The 17,808-nt window shown below is 41.5% G+C and carries 13 protein-coding genes, 4 pseudogenes and 1 other annotated feature; of the genes and pseudogenes, 10 read left to right on the forward strand and 7 right to left on the reverse strand.

From position 1 onward, the window contains the following. Positions 1-200 precede the first annotated feature (200 nt). The 9 genes and pseudogenes from FTV34_RS09900 (at position 201) to FTV34_RS09935 (ending at position 6,780) form a co-directional block, all read left to right on the forward strand. Complete coding sequence (locus tag FTV34_RS09900) at positions 201-422, forward strand: Sec-independent protein translocase subunit TatA (protein WP_034171713.1); 222 nt, start codon at positions 201-203, stop codon at positions 420-422. Positions 423-431: 9 nt separating this feature from the next. Next, positions 432-854 carry a Sec-independent protein translocase protein TatB gene (gene tatB / locus FTV34_RS09905; protein ID WP_166134692.1) on the forward strand — a complete coding sequence of 141 codons (423 nt, stop codon included), beginning with the start codon at positions 432-434 and terminating at the stop codon, positions 852-854. Then, the gene (tatC, locus tag FTV34_RS09910) at positions 851-1,609 is read left to right on the forward strand and encodes a twin-arginine translocase subunit TatC (protein ID WP_004812200.1); all 759 of its coding nucleotides are present in this window, start codon (positions 851-853) and stop codon (positions 1,607-1,609) included. Before tatB ends, tatC begins: the two co-directional genes overlap by 4 nt. Positions 1,610-1,813: 204 nt before the next feature. Beyond that, positions 1,814-2,344: pseudogene (locus tag FTV34_RS09915) on the forward strand (alkaline phosphatase PhoX); the annotation flags it as partial. 105 nt (positions 2,345-2,449) lie between these two features. Beyond that, entirely contained in the window at positions 2,450-3,418 is a 969-nt protein-coding gene (locus tag FTV34_RS09920) for an IS30 family transposase (protein ID WP_253105210.1), read from the forward strand. 203 nt (positions 3,419-3,621) lie between these two features. Then, positions 3,622-4,699: pseudogene (locus FTV34_RS09925) on the forward strand (IS3 family transposase). After that, positions 3,897-4,013 (forward strand) — a sequence feature (AL1L pseudoknot). It overlaps the preceding pseudogene by 117 nt. A 27-nt stretch (positions 4,700-4,726) precedes the next feature. Next, positions 4,727-5,083, forward strand: a pseudogene (locus FTV34_RS18085) (PepSY domain-containing protein); the annotation flags it as partial. Further along, complete coding sequence (locus FTV34_RS18090; protein ID WP_166134682.1) at positions 5,080-5,352, forward strand: hypothetical protein; 273 nt, start codon at positions 5,080-5,082, stop codon at positions 5,350-5,352. The pseudogene FTV34_RS18085 and the gene FTV34_RS18090, both read left to right, overlap by 4 nt. Positions 5,353-5,607: 255 nt before the next feature. Continuing rightward, positions 5,608-6,780: an iron-containing alcohol dehydrogenase gene (locus FTV34_RS09935; protein ID WP_159123511.1), complete on the forward strand. Its 1,173-nt coding sequence runs from the start codon at positions 5,608-5,610 to the stop codon at positions 6,778-6,780. A gap of 144 nt (positions 6,781-6,924) precedes the next feature. Here the strand turns inward: FTV34_RS09935 and FTV34_RS09940 are convergent, their stop codons facing one another. Both FTV34_RS09940 and FTV34_RS09945 read right to left on the reverse strand, forming a co-directional pair. After that, positions 6,925-7,986, reverse strand: a complete 1,062-nt coding sequence (locus tag FTV34_RS09940; RefSeq protein ID WP_166134679.1) for an RNA-guided endonuclease TnpB family protein — start codon at positions 7,984-7,986, stop codon at positions 6,925-6,927. Positions 7,987-8,221: 235 nt separating this feature from the next. Then, on the reverse strand, positions 8,222-9,403 hold the full coding sequence (locus tag FTV34_RS09945; RefSeq protein ID WP_180070063.1) for a transcriptional regulator: 1,182 nt from the start codon (positions 9,401-9,403) through the stop codon (positions 8,222-8,224). 201 nt (positions 9,404-9,604) lie between these two features. Here FTV34_RS09945 and FTV34_RS09950 point away from each other — a divergent pair, with 201 nt between their 5' ends. Next, positions 9,605-11,116, forward strand: coding sequence for an aldehyde dehydrogenase family protein (locus FTV34_RS09950; RefSeq protein WP_166134673.1), 1,512 nt, complete (start codon positions 9,605-9,607; stop codon positions 11,114-11,116). Positions 11,117-11,505: 389 nt separating this feature from the next. On the opposite strand, the pseudogene acnA reads toward FTV34_RS09950, so the two are convergent. The 5 genes and pseudogenes from acnA to FTV34_RS09975 all read right to left on the reverse strand — a co-directional run bounded on the left by acnA (position 11,506) and on the right by FTV34_RS09975 (position 17,665). Next, positions 11,506-14,262 (reverse strand): annotated as a pseudogene (gene acnA, locus FTV34_RS09955) (aconitate hydratase AcnA). Positions 14,263-14,511: 249 nt separating this feature from the next. Then, complete coding sequence (locus tag FTV34_RS09960) at positions 14,512-14,820, reverse strand: chaperone modulator CbpM (protein ID WP_166134667.1); 309 nt, start codon at positions 14,818-14,820, stop codon at positions 14,512-14,514. An 11-nt stretch (positions 14,821-14,831) separates the two neighbouring features. Further along, complete coding sequence (locus FTV34_RS09965; RefSeq protein WP_180031418.1) at positions 14,832-15,749, reverse strand: DnaJ C-terminal domain-containing protein; 918 nt, start codon at positions 15,747-15,749, stop codon at positions 14,832-14,834. A gap of 218 nt (positions 15,750-15,967) precedes the next feature. Next, positions 15,968-16,879, reverse strand: a complete 912-nt coding sequence (locus tag FTV34_RS09970) for a ParB/RepB/Spo0J family partition protein (protein ID WP_166134662.1) — start codon at positions 16,877-16,879, stop codon at positions 15,968-15,970. A gap of 12 nt (positions 16,880-16,891) precedes the next feature. Beyond that, positions 16,892-17,665 (reverse strand): ParA family protein, encoded by a 774-nt coding sequence (locus tag FTV34_RS09975; protein ID WP_166134659.1) that lies wholly within the window; start codon positions 17,663-17,665, stop codon positions 16,892-16,894. Between the last annotated feature and the right edge of the window lie 143 nt (positions 17,666-17,808).

Here is a 17,808-nt window from a genome sequence, read left to right on the forward strand (position 1 = left end):
TAACTATTTGATTGAATGAATTAAAAATAATACTTTAACAGAATCAATCCGGTACTAACTTTGTACTGGTTGTTAGTACCTCATTGTAAATTTCCCTTCTCCATTCTTGTCTTTAAATTGACATCAAATCTTCATAGCTCTGTCATTTGTTAGTGTTGATATAAGCCAATAAATTTAAAAAGATTAAATGAGGATAAAATATGGCAGGGTTATCCATCTGGCATGTACTAATTTTTGCAATTGTAGTGATCTTACTGTTTGGTACTTCTAAACTAAAAAATCTAGGAAAAGATGTAGGGGGTGCAATCAAGGACTTTAAGAAATCTGTCCGTGAAGAAGAAGAAGCTGAGGCAGCTCAACTTCAGTACCCTCGAACGATTGATGCGAAAGTTAAAGCCAGTGAGAGTTCAATCAAGAATTGAGGTATTGCTATGCTCAATATTGGAATGACTGAGCTGTTGGTCTTTGGGGCAATTGCCTTGCTCATTCTTGGACCAGATAAACTCCCTGAAGCGATACGTTTTATAGGTAAATGGTCAGCCAAAATCAAAAGGATCGCCAGCAATATACAAAATGATCTTGACCGTGAATTGCGACTATCGGAACTACGGGAACAAATGCAAAGCGAGCTGAAACGTATTCAGGAATTAGAAATCAAAATGCAGGCACAAATGGATAATATAAATGTAATCCATCAGCCCATCATTAGAAATCCGGAACAACATCTTTTGAACTATGAGCTGACTTACCAATTAATTAATGAATCAGTTTCACCTGTTCATTTACCGCCAATCCAGCTGAATAAAGTGACAAAACAAGAAAAAATTTATGCTGATATAAAGGTGGCCGTATGAGTATTTTGCCTTCGACTCAAACCAACAACGATACCCGGCAAATCCCGTTAGAAGAAATGCCAATTACCAGGCATCTAGTGATTCTGCGAAAGCACCTTTTCAAAATTGTGGGCGTATTATTAGGACTATTCTTATGTTTACTGCCTTTTGCAAGCCAAACTTATCAGCTTTTATCAAAGCCTTTACGCGCTCAGTTACCTGAAAGCTCTAGCATGATTGCAACAGATGTGACTGCGACTTTCATGGCTCCATTTAAGTTGAACTTCTTTATTGCTTTACTTATCGCCATGCCTTTTATTTTGTATCAACTTTGGGCCTTCATTAGACCAGCATTGTACCTAAAAGAAAAAAAGTTAGCTTTACCACTATTAATCAGCAGTATTGTACTGTTTTATGCAGGTATTGCTTTTGCCTATTTAATCGCTTTACCTTCTATCCTTCATTTTTTTATCAGCGTATCACCTGACACTGTTGCACCGATGACCGATATCAATAGTTATCTGGCTTTTTGTTTAAAACTATTTTTAGTTTTCGGATTTACGTTTGAAATCCCTATTATCACGCTCCTGCTTATTATAATTGGTGTTGTCAGCACACAGACCTTGGTGGAAAAAAGACGATTTATTGTGGTGGGATGTTTTTTTATTGCCATGTTTGTGACACCACCCGATGCCCTATCAATGATTATGTTAGCTGTTCCAATGTGGCTGTTATTTGAACTAGGCTTAGCGGCAGGAAAATGGATAGAAAAATGATGACCGGACATAACTGAATAATAATAAAAAGAACATAAAAGAAGAAAATACTCTATGAGCAGCTTAAGCTGCTTTTATTTTTAATATATAAATCAATATTATATTTAATAAATCCGCAATATTAGCTTCACCTGACTGTCATATTCAACCGCTAATTTATTCCTGACTTTAAAACAACCAGACCTTAGTTATGGGAATAAAAGAATGACAGATTACTTACCTTATGATGAAAATCAGGAATTGGATAATAATACATCAGATAATCATCATTTTCGGGATATTTTAGAACAATCCATATCGCGTCGTGACTTGATTGCCAAAACTGCAAGTGGGGCTGCAGCATTGGCTCTTGCCTCTTCTTTGACTGGATGTGGGGACAACGATAATGATTCTATTGTACCGCCAACCGAGACCGCACCAAACCCGCCTGCTATTGATCCCAATACAAAACCAGAGCAACTCAACTTCACGCCAGTGGCCAAAAACTTAAATGACATCGTTACTGTGCCAGACGGTTATGAAGCCAATGTCCTGTATGCACTTGGAGATTCAATTAACCCTGCCTATCCAGATTGGGATGATAACAATATCCCGAACGGACCAAGCTTTCAGTTCCGTTCCGGTGACTGCCATGATGGAATGAGTTTTTTTGGCTTGAACATCGCTACTGGCCGCTATGACCCGACTGTGTCTGAGCACGGTCTGCTGGTCATGAACCACGAATATATCGGCAGAGTAAAACTTGAAGTGCGACATAAACCACCTAATTAATTTAAAGGGTTTATGGAGTATATAAAATTGTCATACCATCATCTTAACTTTGAAGATCGTACTGCATTAATGCTTGAGTCAAGAAAAGAAGGCTTTTCAGCCAGAAAATTTGCTGAACTCATTAAAAGACATCCTAGTACGATCTATCGTGAGCTTAAAAGAAATAGCATCAATGACGTTTATCAAGCTCAATATGCTTCTGATAACACCTTCGCTAGACGTAGACGCGGTCACAGAAAACTCAAAATCGACTCAATTCTCTGGAGATTTATTGTTGAAGCGATCCGTTGTTTATGGTCTCCTCAGCAAATAGCAAAGCGTTTAAAGACATTTCCTGATTTGGATCAAACAATGAATGTAAGCCATACAACGATTTATTCAACTATACGAGCATTACCAAAGGGTGAGTTGAAAAAAGACTTATTATCCTGTCTGCGTCATGAAAATAAAAAGCGAAAAGCTAACGGTGAACCTAAAAAAGATTCTATATTACAGGATATTAAAACTATTCATGAGCGCCCAGCCGAAGTTCAAGAAAGAAAAATACCGGGTCATTGGGAAGCCGATTTAATTAAAGGTAAAGACAATAAAAGTTCGATAGCAACACTTATTGAACGAAATACACGGCTCTGTATCTTGGCAACATTACCTGATGCAAAGGCAGAATCAGTGCGCAAGGCTTTAACTGAAGCTCTGAAATATTTACCTGCAGAACTACGTAAAACGTTGACCTATGACCGTGGACGTGAGATGTCAGAACATAAAATCCTCGAAGAAGATTTAGGCATAGATGTATATTTCTGTGACCCACATTCGCCATGGCAGAAAGGTACATGCGAAAATATGAATGGTTTAATTAGGCAATATTTACCTAAAGGGATTGATTTAAATCAGGCAGATCAGCATTATTTAAATCAAGTCGCCATGTCACTGAATACTCGTCCTAGAAAAGCGTTAGATTGGCTTACACCATTAGAGAAATTTGCTCAGCTTGTTGATTATCATAAGGCTTTTGAAACTGTCGCACCTCATGTTTGAATTCGCCCTTCTTTACTTAATTCAGCGCTTAACCATACTTTCATCAATACAACCCATTAATATTATAATAATAAAAAACCCCGACATCCTAATCTGCACCCCGAAAGTTGGACACTCTTAGTCTAATTTGAAGGGTGCTTTTTAATGGCTAAATGAACCGTACCGGGTTTGTCGGAGACCAACTTTCCTGAGAGAATGCCCCGATGAAAAAAGTAAAATATACCCCTGAAATCAGAGATAGAGCGGTTCATCTTGTGATTGAATCCGAAAAAGATTATCCATCGAATTGGGCTGCAATCACAGCAATTGCACCCAAGATAGGTTGTACTCCTGAAACACTACGTGTTTGGTATTTAAAACATCTCGATCAACAAAATCCAGTTAAAGTACAGCAACTTTCAGATCAAGAACGGATTAAACAACTCGAACGTGAAAATAAAGAACTGCAACGTGCTAACGAAATTCTACGTAAAGCAGCTGCTTTTTTCGCCCAGGCGGAGCTCGACCGCCCACACAAATAATGGTGGATTTTATCCATCATAATAAAGAGCTGTACGGAGTCGAGGCGATTTGTAGAATTTTACCTATCGCACCTTCAACCTATTACCGGACTTTAGATCTCTGTGAAAATCCAGAACATTGAGCGAAACGAGATCTACATGATGTGCATCATGCTGAACAAATTAAACGAATTTGGAAAGAAAGTTCGAGGCGGTATGGCGTTCGTAAAGTCTGGCAAAAACTGAAACGTGAAGGTTATATTATTGCACGCTGTACAGTTGCTCGATTGATGCAGAAGCTAGGTATACAAGGTGTTTGGCGTGGTAAGAATAAACAAACCACCCGTAGCCGAGATGATCAAAAAAGAGCAGATGATTTAGTGAAACGTAATTTTAGGGCTGATCATCAAAACCCTTGCGAAGCAATGCTTCTCAGGTGGGGGACTTCACGTATATTCAAACTCATTCAGGTTGGGTCTAAACCGCATTTATTATTGATGTGTTTTCATGTGCAATTGTTGGCTAGAAAGTATCGACACGTAAGAATACAGATATGGTGCTTGATGCACTGGCTAAAACGGTGAATGGCTGATACAAAACAGAGGTGATTGAATATTTAAATGCAGATTGGCAAGGTTTAGTAGATGTACAACTTATGACATTAAATTGGGTGGATTGGTTTAATAAAGAACGTGTACCTAGTGCGCTAGGTTATGTGCCACCTTTTGAGTTTGAAACAATGTTCGATGATAAGATTAACCTGTTAGGTCAGGTGGCTTAACTTAAATAAAAAAGTCTCCGACAAACCCGGTACGGTTCACCTGTAGGTGCACCAAATTATGAGATTTATAGTTTTTTCAGTATTTGGCTCGGCAGCTTCATTCTGGCATGTTTAACACCGCAGCAATATTTATGGAAAATTCAGCTTAAAATCCTGATTGGTACTGCTTTTATGCTGCCGCTGATCAATATTTATTATCTCATTTTCCATGATTATATTGATTCTTTTACGACTTACTGGCCATTTCTGCGAATCGATCTGATGCTGTGGAACTTGGCACTTCTCGCCCTATTGTTACACCAGAAAATTACCCCTATTCAGCAAAAGGCGGTCAATAAAATTCACGCCAAACTAAAAATTACGCAACAGGAATCATCAACATGATATGGATTGCAGTGATCGGTCTGCTTTGGCTGAGCTGTTTTGGTTTTTATGCGGTAAGTGCAAAGCAGATCCTAAAAACCCGAAAATCTCGGTACGCTTTTTTAGCGAATTTTCCTACGTACACTAAATTCACAGCAGGTATTTTCTTATTCGTCGCAATGGTTCTATTACGGACCCGGTTTAGCTACAGTATCAGCTTTGTGGCTCTATGGGTATTTCTAAGCCCTGTACTGTTTATTTTTATCTTAAAAATGAATAAAGCATTTTAGTATTTATTTAAAATCAGAAAGTAGCAAACAGCCTAGTGCGCTACTTACATGCCTTCTATTGAACCAATCTACCCAGTATCTGCTAAACCTTGCCAACCTACTTTTAAATATTTCAGATTCATTATTTTGGCTAGAATCAAAAATTTAAATTGGTAGGTATTTGGTAGGTAGGATTCTTTTTAACTTCATCCAATACTCATATTACGGTGAGGGTCACCGATAAAATAATCAATGAATGGTAGAAGGAATCAAGCCATGGCTTTTAAAAATATTTCAGATCAAACTAACGGTTTTTATATTCCCTGTGTTTCACTTTTTGGTCCCGGCTGTGCTAAAGAAATCGGGATAAAAGCACAAAATTTAGGTGCCAAGAAAGCGCTGATTGTAACTGATGCGGGGCTGTTTAAATTTGGTGTTGCAGATGAGATTGCAAATTATTTGAAAGAGGCGGGTGTTGACAGTTATATTTTCCCAGGCGCGGAACCCAATCCAACTGATATTAACGTGCATCATGGAGTTACAGCTTATAATGAAAATGCCTGTGATTTTATTGTATCGTTAGGTGGGGGTTCATCACATGACTGTGCCAAAGGCATTGGCCTAGTCACTGCAGGTGGCGGACATATCCGTGATTATGAAGGGATTGATAAAAGTACCGTCCCGATGACACCACTGATTGCAATCAATACTACGGCAGGGACAGCTTCGGAGATGACACGTTTCTGTATTATTACCAATACCGATACCCATGTGAAAATGGCGATTGTAGATTGGCGTTGTACACCACTCATTGCGATTGATGACCCTAAACTTATGTTGGCCAAACCTGCAGGGCTGACTGCGGCAACAGGTATGGATGCCTTGACGCATGCAGTAGAAGCCTATGTGTCTACAGCAGCAAATCCAATCACTGATGCCTGTGCAGAAAAGGCGATTACCATGATCAGCGAATGGCTTAGCCCGGCAGTGGCGAATGGGGATAATCTGGAAGCACGGGATGCCATGAGCTATGCCCAATATCTTGCCGGAATGGCCTTTAACAACGCCTCTTTAGGATATGTGCATGCGATGGCACATCAGCTCGGAGGCTTCTACAACTTGCCGCATGGTGTTTGTAATGCAATTCTGCTCCCCCATGTTTGTGAATTTAACCTGATTGCTTGTCCTGAACGTTATGCCAAAATTGCGCAATTGATGGGGGTGAATACAGAAGGCTTAACCGTAACTGAAGCAGCTTATGAAGCGATTGGCGCCATTCGTCAGCTTTCGGCTTCAATTGGTATTCCATCTGGGCTGACGGAATTGAATGTAAAAGAAGCTGACTTGGCCATCATGGCGGAAAATGCACAAAAAGATGCCTGCATGTTGACCAATCCACGTAAGGCCAATCATGCTCAAGTGGTGGATATTTTTAAAGCGGCAATGTAATGCCTTCCTGTAAGTCATCTCTCCAATCATCTGACTTACATTTTTAGCAGCCCCTGTTTCGCTTTCTAAGGAAGTATGCCAAGAGAAAGAACCCATTTTTCTGCTCTTGGCTGATCCTTCCCCCTTCTTGACATCCTCTCCCCCTTAAAAGAAGGAGATTCCTACTGCTAGACGCTTATGCCCAAGCGCAAGAATGTTCAATGCGGAATTTAAATCCCGCTGCCAGACTGTACCGCAACTCTGGCATGTCCATTCTCTTATTCCAAGATCAACCCTACCTTGCGGACTACTGCTTGATATTTGCTTGCAGCACGAGCAGATCTGGGTGGTATAGGCTTCATTGACTTCCTCAAACATTACCCCTGCGTTCTCGCATTTATACTTGAGCATTGTTTTAAGTTTTGAAAACCCTGTATCTAAAACCGATTTTGCCATTTTAGTTTTTACAAGCTTTTTAGCACTCAGGTCACCTACAACAATCAGTGCATTTTCCCTCACAAGTTGGGTACTGGCCTTGTGCAAATGGTCTTTACGACAGTTTGCAATTTTGGCGTGTAATGCACGAACACGCTTTTTATTTCTCGCTCGTTGAGCAATTCCTAATTTCTGCTCGTACTTGCGATAGAACTTGGGATTGGAAATGACTGTACCATCAGAACAGGTCGCAATATCTTTTAAGCCAAGATCAATACCAATCGCTTTCGTTACGGTTGGTTTGGCTTGCTTAGGTGAATCCACCACCAGGCAGACATACCAGCGACCACGACTATCCTCAACAAATGAGCCTGTTTTAATGCGGTATTGGCTTAATCCGTAGCTGTCCCATAACTTGAATTGGTGCTTACCGTATTGAACAGATCCATCAGCAGATTTGATGGCTACCTTTTTAAAGGGTATCCAACCAAGAGAGCGCCTTGCTGATTTCTTGTTACTTACACGCCATTTTAGCTTTGCTTTTTTGAATTGCTTGCGTCTTGTTACTAATTCTTCTGTCACAGCCTGAATGGTTTGACTATGTAGGTTGCATTCTTTAGATGCGCCTTTTGTGTATTTCGCTACATCGTAAGCTGATAGAAATTCACCTTTTCTTTTTAAATGTTTAAACCCTAAATCATTGACATAATTCCAGACAAAGTTTACCTCAGATGCTAATTGGTCTAGCATCTTGCAATGTTTGTCTCTTATACGTAATTTAAGTGTTTTCATGGGCTTATATTAGCTCATGTTAAATTAAAGGTGTTGATTTAAAAAAAATCCAACGACATTTCATGTCGTGTCGCTTATCTCTCTGCCCTGAAGGACAGCACTTTACACTCCATTTGATAAAATTTTAAAATCGGATTCAGGCTAAATTGATAAGCTAACCCGCAGTAAGCAAAGATGATGCTCCATATTCCAGGATTTTGCTGTTTTAGCCTTCTACCGATCGATGCTCCGGCTTTTAAAGATTTTTATATTTTAACAGGGTTTGATGGACAGGATGGGTTTTGGGCATCAGCTCAATCAGGCGTTCTACCGCATCAATCGCTTCAGGGAAATGTGCCACATGTTTCAGCAACACATCGGTTTCATTTGCTTTGAAAATAGCATCACTTAAACGTGATTCCAGACAATCGCGCCAAGCACATAAAAATGGACTTTCTGTTTTGGCCAGAAATACACCGGTACAAAACTTCAAGGCGGAATCAATATATCCAGCATCCAGAGATTGCTCTGTCAGTAAAAAGTCAGCCTCTACATGCGCCAGTAATCGATAAGGTCTAGAGCCAAGCATGCCACCCAATATATCGCGCAGCTGCGACATTTCTGCTTTTAGAGTACCGATACTGACTTTACGTTCACCATATAAGGCTTGATGCAAGGTGTCCAGACTCAGACCCTGCGGGCATAAGGCTAGAATAGTCAGAATTTCAATCTGGCGAGGAGTAAGTACTAAAACTTTACCATTAAACAGTACTTGTGGCACTGTAAAAGCCCGGATAAATAAGCGCTGTTTTTGACATTCCTGCAAGGCAGACTGAATGATTGTGGCACAGCGCTCAGCAGCCAACAGTGCCAAACTATTATGCTTTTGCCAAGTGGTAGAAAGGTCAATGACACCTAAAACCTGTTTTGAATAGGGATCAATAATCGGAGCGGCGTAACAAACCCAATCATGAATCGAGGACATGTAATGTTCACTGGAAAAGACACAGCTAGATTGTTGAGTTTTTAAGGACAATGCCAGTGCATTAGTTCCGACTAGCTCTTCACGCCATTGCCCTCCTTCAATAAAGTGTACACTTTCTGCAGCACTTTGCATTTGTGGGCTAGAGGCTGCCCAAATGATGGTACTGCCGATATCTCCAACCGCCAGCACCATAGATGACTGTTCAGCAATATGTTTTAAATCCTGTGCACAATGGCGAAGTGCGTGGGCTAAAGTTGAAGAAGAGGCAGTCTTTTTTACATCTGTCAGCGGTGCTGCTAAACGACTCTTAGGGATTTCGGCCGAAGATGAACGTTGCCAAGAGCTGGCAATACTTTGTTCCAGTTGCTCTGCATGCAAGGGAGACAAACTGCTGCTTTGCCGAAACTGATCAGCATCGCGCCTTTTCTGCATCAAATCTTGTTTTGTCATCATTCCTTATTCTCACAACAATTCATGATTTACATCCGCTGTAATCGTTATTTTTTAGATGGATCGAAAAGAGTGTAAACCTGCTTCACTCCAACCTTTCTCCAACCTTATACCAGTTATGTTAATCAAATAGCGTACATAAGTACCTTATACCAAAGCTGTAGAAGCAGTTTGGTCACACGAAAATAAGCAAAGGAAATACATATGCGTTACGTCGATCCTAATCAACCTGATTCAAAAGTTCATTTTAAAGCACAATACGATAATTTCATTGGTGGCGAATGGGTCACTCCGGTCAAAGGTGAATACTTTGACAACATCTCTCCGGTAGATGGCAAAGTCTTTACCAAGGTTCCGCGTTCTTCTGTAGAAGACATTGAATTGGCCCTGGATGCAGCGCACAAAGCCAAAGAACAATGGAACAGAGCATCGCCGACCACCCGCTCCAATATTCTGTTGAAAATTGCCGACCGTCTGGAACAAAATCTGGAAATGTTGGCTGTAGCAGAAACCTGGGACAATGGAAAACCGATCCGTGAAACGCTGGCTGCCGATATTCCACTGGCCATTGACCATTTCCGTTATTTTGCCGGCTGTATCCGGGCTCAGGAAGGTGGCATTTCCGAAATTGATGAAGATACTATCGCCTACCATTTTCATGAACCGCTTGGTGTAGTCGGACAAATCATTCCCTGGAACTTCCCGATTCTGATGGCCGCCTGGAAACTCGCGCCAGCCTTGGCTGCAGGCAACTGTATTGTGCTGAAACCTGCAGAACAGACTCCGGTCAGTATTCTGGTGCTAGCTGAACTGATTCAGGACATTTTGCCGCCGGGCGTATTGAATATCGTCAATGGCTATGGGGTCGAAGTCGGCCGTCCACTGGCGACCAATCCACGCATTGCCAAGATTGCCTTTACCGGTTCAACCGCCGTGGGTCAGATGATCATGCAATATGCGACTGAAAATATTATTCCAGTGACTCTGGAACTTGGCGGTAAATCACCAAACTTGTTCTTTGCCGACATTATGGATCAGGAAGACGATTATCTGGACAAAGCTCTGGAAGGCTTTGCCATGTTTGCCCTGAACCAGGGTGAAATCTGTACCTGCCCTTCCCGGGCCTTGGTACAGGAAAGTATTGCCGATGAGTTTTTAGCGCGTGCAGTAGAACGGGTACAACGCATTAAAACCGGTCATCCACTGGATACTGATACTATGATTGGCGCGCAAGCTTCTCAGGAACAGCAGGACAAGATTCTGGGCTGTATTGCCACTGGCCGTGAAGAAGGTGCACAGATCCTGACTGGTGGTGAAGCACGTCAGGAAGTCGGTCAAGGTTTCTATATTGAACCGACCATCTTTAAAGGCACCAATGACATGAAGACCTTCCAGGAAGAAATCTTCGGGCCTGTACTGGCTGTGACCACCTTCAAAGACTTCGATGATGCGATCAAGATCGCCAATGATACGATTTATGGACTTGGTGCCGGTGTCTGGTCACGCTCAGCGCATACCTCTTACCGTGCAGGCCGTGCTATTCAAGCAGGTCGGGTCTGGACTAACTGTTATCACATCTACCCTGCCCATGCGGCTTTCGGTGGTTATAAAAAATCAGGGATTGGGCGTGAGAATCATAGAATGATGCTGGATCATTATCAGCAGACTAAAAACTTGCTAGTCAGCTATTCGACCAAACCAGCCGGGTTCTTTTAAGAAGTGAAATAAAAGCGAACTTCGGTTCGCTTTGAATGTATGCTAGCTAGCTCTCACAAAATATCAGCAACATCTTTTAAGGGGGAGAGGATGTCAAGTTGCGATTGCTAAGACCATACCATTATTAGAAAATTAAATTATTAAGCTTTTATTTTGCTTAGGCTATTTTTTAAACACATTAAGGTCAAGCCTGGAATAATGCTGACAAAGCAATACGGGCAGGTTTAATGGAATGGCAAGTAAAAACTTCCACTTTTAACCTCAGTTATTTATGAGAGAATTAACGACGCAATTATTCATGTATTTGTCGCTATTTTACTGATTTTCTCCGTAGCCTTCTTACAGACACAAAAAAACCCGGCAGGTGTCGGGTCTTTTCATCATTCAATTCAGGAAGCGAGCAAATTGCGCAAGACATAGTGCAAGATCCCACCAGCCTTAAAGTATTGCACCTCATTCAAGGTATCAATACGACACAACACCTGAAAATGGCTATATGTACCATCGGTATGTTGCACTTCTACATCCAACATTTGATGCGGATGAATATCATCCGACAAGCCTAGAATTGATAGGGTTTCATGCCCGCTGAGGTTCAAGATCTGCCGGTTCTGACCCTCCACAAACTGTAATGGTAACACTCCCATACCGACCAGATTGGAACGGTGAATCCGCTCAAAACTTTCAGCAATCACTGCTTTTATCCCTAACAGGTTGGTACCTTTGGCCGCCCAGTCACGTGAGGAACCGGTGCCATATTCTTTCCCGGCAATAATCAGAAGTGGGGTTTGTTCTGCCTGATAGCGCATTGCCACATCATAAATCGAGAGTTTTTCTGCACTTGGAATATGCAGGGTATTGCCACCCTCCTCGCCACCCAGCATTTCGTTTTTGATACGGATATTAGCAAAGGTACCTCGCATCATCACTTCATGATTACCACGACGGGAGCCATAAGAGTTAAAGTCTTTTACATCAACCCCCTGTTGCTGCAAATATCTTCCGGCCGGACTATCTTGTTTGATATTGCCCGCCGGGGAAATATGGTCCGTCGTGACGGAATCACCTAGTACCGCCAAAATCCTTGCCTGGCTGATCGGCTGAATTGGTCGCACCGGCTGATCAATTTCTGCAAAAAAGGGAGGATGCCGGATATAGGTGGATTGTTCATCCCAAGCATAAGTTTGACTTTGGGGAATCTGGATTGCTTTCCACTTGGCATCTCCTTCAAAAACTTCTGCATATTCTTTATGGAACATCTCGGTATTCACATTCTGCAGTGCGGCATCGATTTCTCCCTGTGTCGGCCAGATATCTTTTAAATAAACCGCCTGGCCATCAAAACCCTCACCTATCGGCTCAGTCGTGAGATCAGTTCGAATATTCCCGACCAGACCATAGGCAACCACCAAAGGTGGTGAGGCGAGCCAATTGGTTTTCACCAGAGGATGCACCCGTCCTTCAAAATTACGGTTGCCGGAGAGTACTGAGGCTACATTCAAATCAAAACATTGCACAGCTTCTTCAATCACTTCAGGTAAAGGCCCCGAATTACCAATACAGGTGGTACAACCATAATCCACCAGGTTATAACCCAGTTGATTCCAATAAGGTATCAACCCTGCAGCGTCAAGATAATCACTGACCACTTTGGAACCTGGAGCCAGTGAACTTTTCACCCAGGGTTTTCGCCGCAAACCTTTTTCGATTGCTTTTTTGGCCAATAGCCCTGCTGCCAACATGACACTGGGATTCGAGGTATTAGTACAAGAGGTAATGGCTGAAATCACCACATCACCATGCTGCAACGGATATTTTTTACCCTCAATCATACAAAAAACATTTTCATGGGGCAGGTTGGCCTGTTTAGCTTCAACCGCCGTACCTCCCCCTCCTTCATTTTCCAGACGATCTTTTTCTTCCTTGACCGGTTTTAAGGTCAGATCCATGAAGGCATGAAAGGTTTGTGGCACTTGTGACAAGAGTACACGATCCTGCGGGCGCTTCGGACCTGCCAGACTGGCTTCTACCGTCGACATATCTAAAGCCAGCATGTCGGTAAAGACGGGCTCATCTCCCGGATTGCGCCATAATCCTTGCAACTTGCTATAGGCCTCTACAAAGGCAATTCTTTCCGGCTGACGTCCGGTTAAACGTAAATAGGAAAGCGTCACCTCATCAACAGGGAAAAAGCCACAGGTAGCGCCATATTCGGGTGCCATATTCGCAATCGTGGCACGATCCGCCAGGGGTAAATCTGCTAGGCCATCGCCATAAAATTCGACAAATTTTCCAACTACGCCTTTTTGGCGCAGCATCTGGGTAATGGTCAGCACCAGATCAGTTGCTGTAATCCCTTCTTTGAGTTTACCGGTAAGCTTAAAGCCGATTACTTCTGGAATCAGCATGGAGATCGGTTGACCCAACATGGCCGCTTCCGCCTCAATACCGCCTACGCCCCAACCTAACACGCCTAAGCCATTGATCATGGTGGTATGTGAATCAGTACCGACCAAGGTATCAGGATAGGCAAAGCGCTGCCCATCAATCTCATTGCTCCATACCACTTGTGCCAGATATTCCAGATTGACCTGATGGCAAATCCCGGTTCCTGGCGGCACCACGCGAAACTGATTGAGCGCCGCCTGCCCCCAGCGCAGAAACTGGTAGCGCTCACCGTTGCGTTGCATCTCAATGGCGACATTCTGCTCAAAAGCTTACGGGCTGGCAAAGTAATCGACCATCACCGAGTGATCAATAATCAAATCCACGGGTGACAGCGGATTAATTTTTTCCGGATCACCGCCGGCTTTGGCCACCGCTGTACGCATCGCAGCAAGATCAACCACTGCGGGAACACCGGTAAAACCCTGCATCAGTACCCGTGCCGGACGATACTGGATTTCCTGTTCTGAAGTTCGTTTATTTAACCAGCCTGCCAAGGCATAAATATGCTCAGTTTTCACCGTGAGTTGATCTTCGAAACGTAGTAAATTTTCCAGGAAGACTTTTAAGGACTTGGGAAGCCGGGACAGGTCACCTAATTGCACTTGCAATTTGGACAGGTTGAAAATCTGATAGTGTTTTGAACCGACGGTTAATGTTTCTAAGGTATTAAAACTATTGATATCACTATACTTGGCCATCTAGCTTCCCTCCGGCTTGAGCTGTTATTTTTATGATCACAGTCAACTACTTCTTTACTTACTATATGCTAACTGAGCGGTGGGTTTGTTATTATTTATTATAGGATTGCGCTAGCCAGTTAAATGCAGGGCTGCCAGGGCATTTTTCCAGAGAATTGCCGACAGTTCAAATCTGGCATCAACAACGTTTCTGCCCATCCCCTAAGGACATAAGCTAAATTGACCAGCGTATTACTTTGTTCAGTGTCATCAACGTCGAAGTTTCTCTAATTCTTCGATTAAATCCAACATCATAGCTACAGCAGTAAAACTTGCATCAAAATCACGCTGTAAACGATACGCTTTTTGTGCACGTGCCACATCATCCACTAAAAAATATAAATCTGATGCATTTACACGATTCGGCAAAATATCGTATTCAATCAGTTGCAGAATCCATTCAGGACTTTGACCACAAAGTTGAGCAAAACTATTTAAATCATAATATTGTTGCTCATCTATAACTTCTACCTGTTGGATATCTTCTAAGACCACCTCATAATATTTAACTGTCGTCATAATTTTACTCCTTATGATGATCTCGGCTTAAAGTTTGGAAATGCTGCTGCAAATGCTTCATAAGCTTGTTGTTCTTGTTCGGTTTGCGCAGTTGGTTGCACAATATCGAGGATGAGAAATAAATGCCCTGCATCTTTAGCAGGAATCCCCTGATTTTTTAAACGTAATTGTTGACCTGTTTTGGCATTTTTTGGAATTTGAATATTGAGTTGTTTACCATTGGGTAAGCTTGCCGTAATCGATTGTCCAAGTGCTGCTTCCCATGGACTAATCTTCAGATGATGATAGACATCCGAGTTTTCAACATAAGTTGAATCTGTAGCTTTATATTGAATTTCAATATACAGATCGCCATTCTCACCCCCATGAATACCCGGTTGTCCCTGGCCGGTTAAACGAATTTTTTGCCCTGCTTTCATGCCTTTTGGAATTTTAATTTTTAAGACTTTACGCTGTACTTCTGCTTGCCCGTACGCATTGATAGTTGGAATCTGTAAAGTGACATTTTGCGTTGCGCCATGGAATGCAACATCCAAATCTACTTCTAGAGTCGCGTGTTGATCATCACCTCTATAGGATGCTCGCCCCTGATAACGCTGTTCATTGAAACCACCAAAACCACCACCAAAGCGACCAAACAAGTCTTCAAACCCTGAAAAATCCTGTCCGCCCATATTTGAATAATATTGATGAGCATCCCTACCCTGGCTATTCTGTGGATGGTCTAATTCAAAATCATATTCTGCTTTTTTTTCATCATTACTTAACACATCGTAGGCAATGTTTAACTCTTGCATACGCTCTTCTGCATCAGCTTCTTTACTAATATCAGGATGATATTTTCTGGCAAGTTTACGATAAGCTTTTTTAATTTGCTCAACAGTTGCATCTCGAGATACACCTAATATTTCATAATAATTCTTGGTCATCTCTGCCCTATTGGTGGTTTATGTTTTATTCATTATTCATTTTTTTTATAGATAAAAAAACCTTTTAAAGATTTTTGTTGTTATAAATTATTTCTTTTACGAAAATAATAATTATTTAAAAATCATAGCATAACCTTGGTTTTTGTGAAGAAAACTACTAATTCAGAATTACGCATTCACCTCCTTTTCCTGGCTCAACTAAAAAGTGTAGCAACTTGCTACACTTTTTCACTTTTCTGGATCAGCTCTTTTAACAGGCTTTCTAGCTGGGACAGACTTGTTTCATCAATATGGGAAATATTGAGCGAGACCTTAAGCTGCTTCTGGTTAAGTTTGATATTTCCTGCAATCTTACCATCGTATTCGATTTTTCTTACGACTGAGGTGGTCGTCAGTTTTTCCGGGTCCTGACTTAATAATTTTTCCGCATAAGCTGTCACTTTGGTCTGCTCAAGCTTTTTGTCTTTTACTTTCTCCCAGCCTTGAAGCAAGGCAGCTTCCGCCGCAGATAGTTCCTGTATATGATCCGACAAAAATTTTTTAAATGCTGTTGCCGCAGTACGACCCAGTAAGCCAGGATTGAGCTCAAGATCATTTAAAATAACTTGTGGCAACTTTTCATAGGCCAGATATTTGTACATATCTTCGCGGTTCAATCCCAGAGAATTGGCCAAACGCTGCTTGTTTTTCTTTAATTTTTCATCCAATGCGCTCAGGCCAACAAAAACTTCATAATCTGTCAGATCTTGGCGTTTTAGATTTTCTGCCAAAGTTAATAATGAAGCTTCTTCATTATTGGCATCCACAATGATCGCTTCAATCACCGATTTACCCAGTAACTGATGTGCACGCAAGCGTCGCTCGCCTGCAATGAGCTCATATTTCAAGTTATCCAGTTTACGGACAGTAATCGGCTGCAAAAGACCGACTTCTTCAATAGAATCAGCCAGTTCTTTTAATTCCGATTCCTCGAATATTTTGCGCGGCTGGTTTGGACTTCGGCTAATGTCCTCAATTGGAACATTACGCCTAAACTCCTTTAGCTCTTTAATATTATCTTTTTGTGCCTGTTGGTGTTTCTCAGTATTCAGTTTCAATTTCTGAGCTAAAAGCTCTTTGGTGCTTGCCATAACGACCTCAATTTATACTTTAGCTACAATTTCAGTGGCTAGGCTTTCAAAGGCCTTACGTACTTTTGAATTTTTTTCTACTTTGAGTAAGGGTTGCTGCAAAATTGCTGCCTGATTGACCTTAGTACTTTGAGGGATCGTAGTTTCTAAAATTTTACCAACCTGTTTTAATGCCTCATCCCGAATCAGTTTACATACATTTTGGCGCTCATCATGCTTAATCAGCAAGGCGCCTAAGAGCGCCAAGTCTGGATTAATACGCTTGATCTTTTCCAGATGATTTAAAAGATCTGTAACCCCGTACAAGCCATATTGTGATCCAGATTCGATCGGGATAATGACATGGGTTGAAGATGCCAGTGCATTACTGGTTAAAAGTTTCAAGCTTGGTGGGCAGTCAATCAGTATGAAGTCATAAAGGTCTTTTAAGAGTTCTAGCTTGATATTAAGTTCTTCAGAAGGACGTGGTGCTTCTTCTTTCAGCTGGTCTTCTGTTTTTCCTAAATTTAATGATCCGTAAATTAATGATACTTTTTCGAAGTTCGTTTCTTCTTGTAATGCATCAGCTAATAATGAAATATCACCGACCAATAATTCTGCTGTGGTGACAGAAATTTCACTTGGATGCTGAATCCCAATATGTAAACTTGCGTTTGCCTGAGGATCTAAATCAATCACTAGAACTTTATTGCCCAAGTTGGCAAGTTCTGAGGCTAGGTGTACAACAGTCGTTGTTTTGCCACATCCGCCTTTATGGTTAGCAACAGTAATAATTTTTGCAGACATGCGTGTCAGATGCTTCCGTATTTGAATGTCTAGTAATATAAATAACTTTCGTTCATCTTACTATAGTTTTTAAATTTATAAATCCTGTTTGTTCAGATGTAAAACAGCTTAAAAAATAAATCTTTAACTAAGCTAGCTTAATT

Origin of the sequence: Acinetobacter sp. YH16038 (assembly GCF_013417275.1) — a bacterium.
Taxonomy (GTDB): Bacteria; Pseudomonadota; Gammaproteobacteria; order Pseudomonadales; family Moraxellaceae; genus Acinetobacter.

What these genes read in the sequence shown, in the direction of transcription:
- FTV34_RS09900 (WP_034171713.1), top strand. Translation starts at nt 201, where the DNA reads ATGGCAGGGTTATCCATCTGGCATGTACTAATTTTTGCAATTGTAGTG.
- tatB (WP_166134692.1), top strand. Translation starts at nt 432, where the DNA reads ATGCTCAATATTGGAATGACTGAGCTGTTGGTCTTTGGGGCAATTGCC.
- tatC (WP_004812200.1), top strand. Translation starts at nt 851, where the DNA reads ATGAGTATTTTGCCTTCGACTCAAACCAACAACGATACCCGGCAAATC.
- FTV34_RS09920 (WP_253105210.1), top strand. Translation starts at nt 2,450, where the DNA reads ATGCTTGAGTCAAGAAAAGAAGGCTTTTCAGCCAGAAAATTTGCTGAA.
- FTV34_RS18090 (WP_166134682.1), top strand. Translation starts at nt 5,080, where the DNA reads ATGATATGGATTGCAGTGATCGGTCTGCTTTGGCTGAGCTGTTTTGGT.
- FTV34_RS09935 (WP_159123511.1), top strand. Translation starts at nt 5,608, where the DNA reads ATGGCTTTTAAAAATATTTCAGATCAAACTAACGGTTTTTATATTCCC.
- FTV34_RS09940 (WP_166134679.1), bottom strand. Translation starts at nt 7,986, where the DNA reads ATGAAAACACTTAAATTACGTATAAGAGACAAACATTGCAAGATGCTA.
- FTV34_RS09945 (WP_180070063.1), bottom strand. Translation starts at nt 9,403, where the DNA reads ATGATGACAAAACAAGATTTGATGCAGAAAAGGCGCGATGCTGATCAG.
- FTV34_RS09950 (WP_166134673.1), top strand. Translation starts at nt 9,605, where the DNA reads ATGCGTTACGTCGATCCTAATCAACCTGATTCAAAAGTTCATTTTAAA.
- FTV34_RS09960 (WP_166134667.1), bottom strand. Translation starts at nt 14,820, where the DNA reads ATGACGACAGTTAAATATTATGAGGTGGTCTTAGAAGATATCCAACAG.
- FTV34_RS09965 (WP_180031418.1), bottom strand. Translation starts at nt 15,749, where the DNA reads ATGACCAAGAATTATTATGAAATATTAGGTGTATCTCGAGATGCAACT.
- FTV34_RS09970 (WP_166134662.1), bottom strand. Translation starts at nt 16,879, where the DNA reads ATGGCAAGCACCAAAGAGCTTTTAGCTCAGAAATTGAAACTGAATACT.
- FTV34_RS09975 (WP_166134659.1), bottom strand. Translation starts at nt 17,665, where the DNA reads ATGTCTGCAAAAATTATTACTGTTGCTAACCATAAAGGCGGATGTGGC.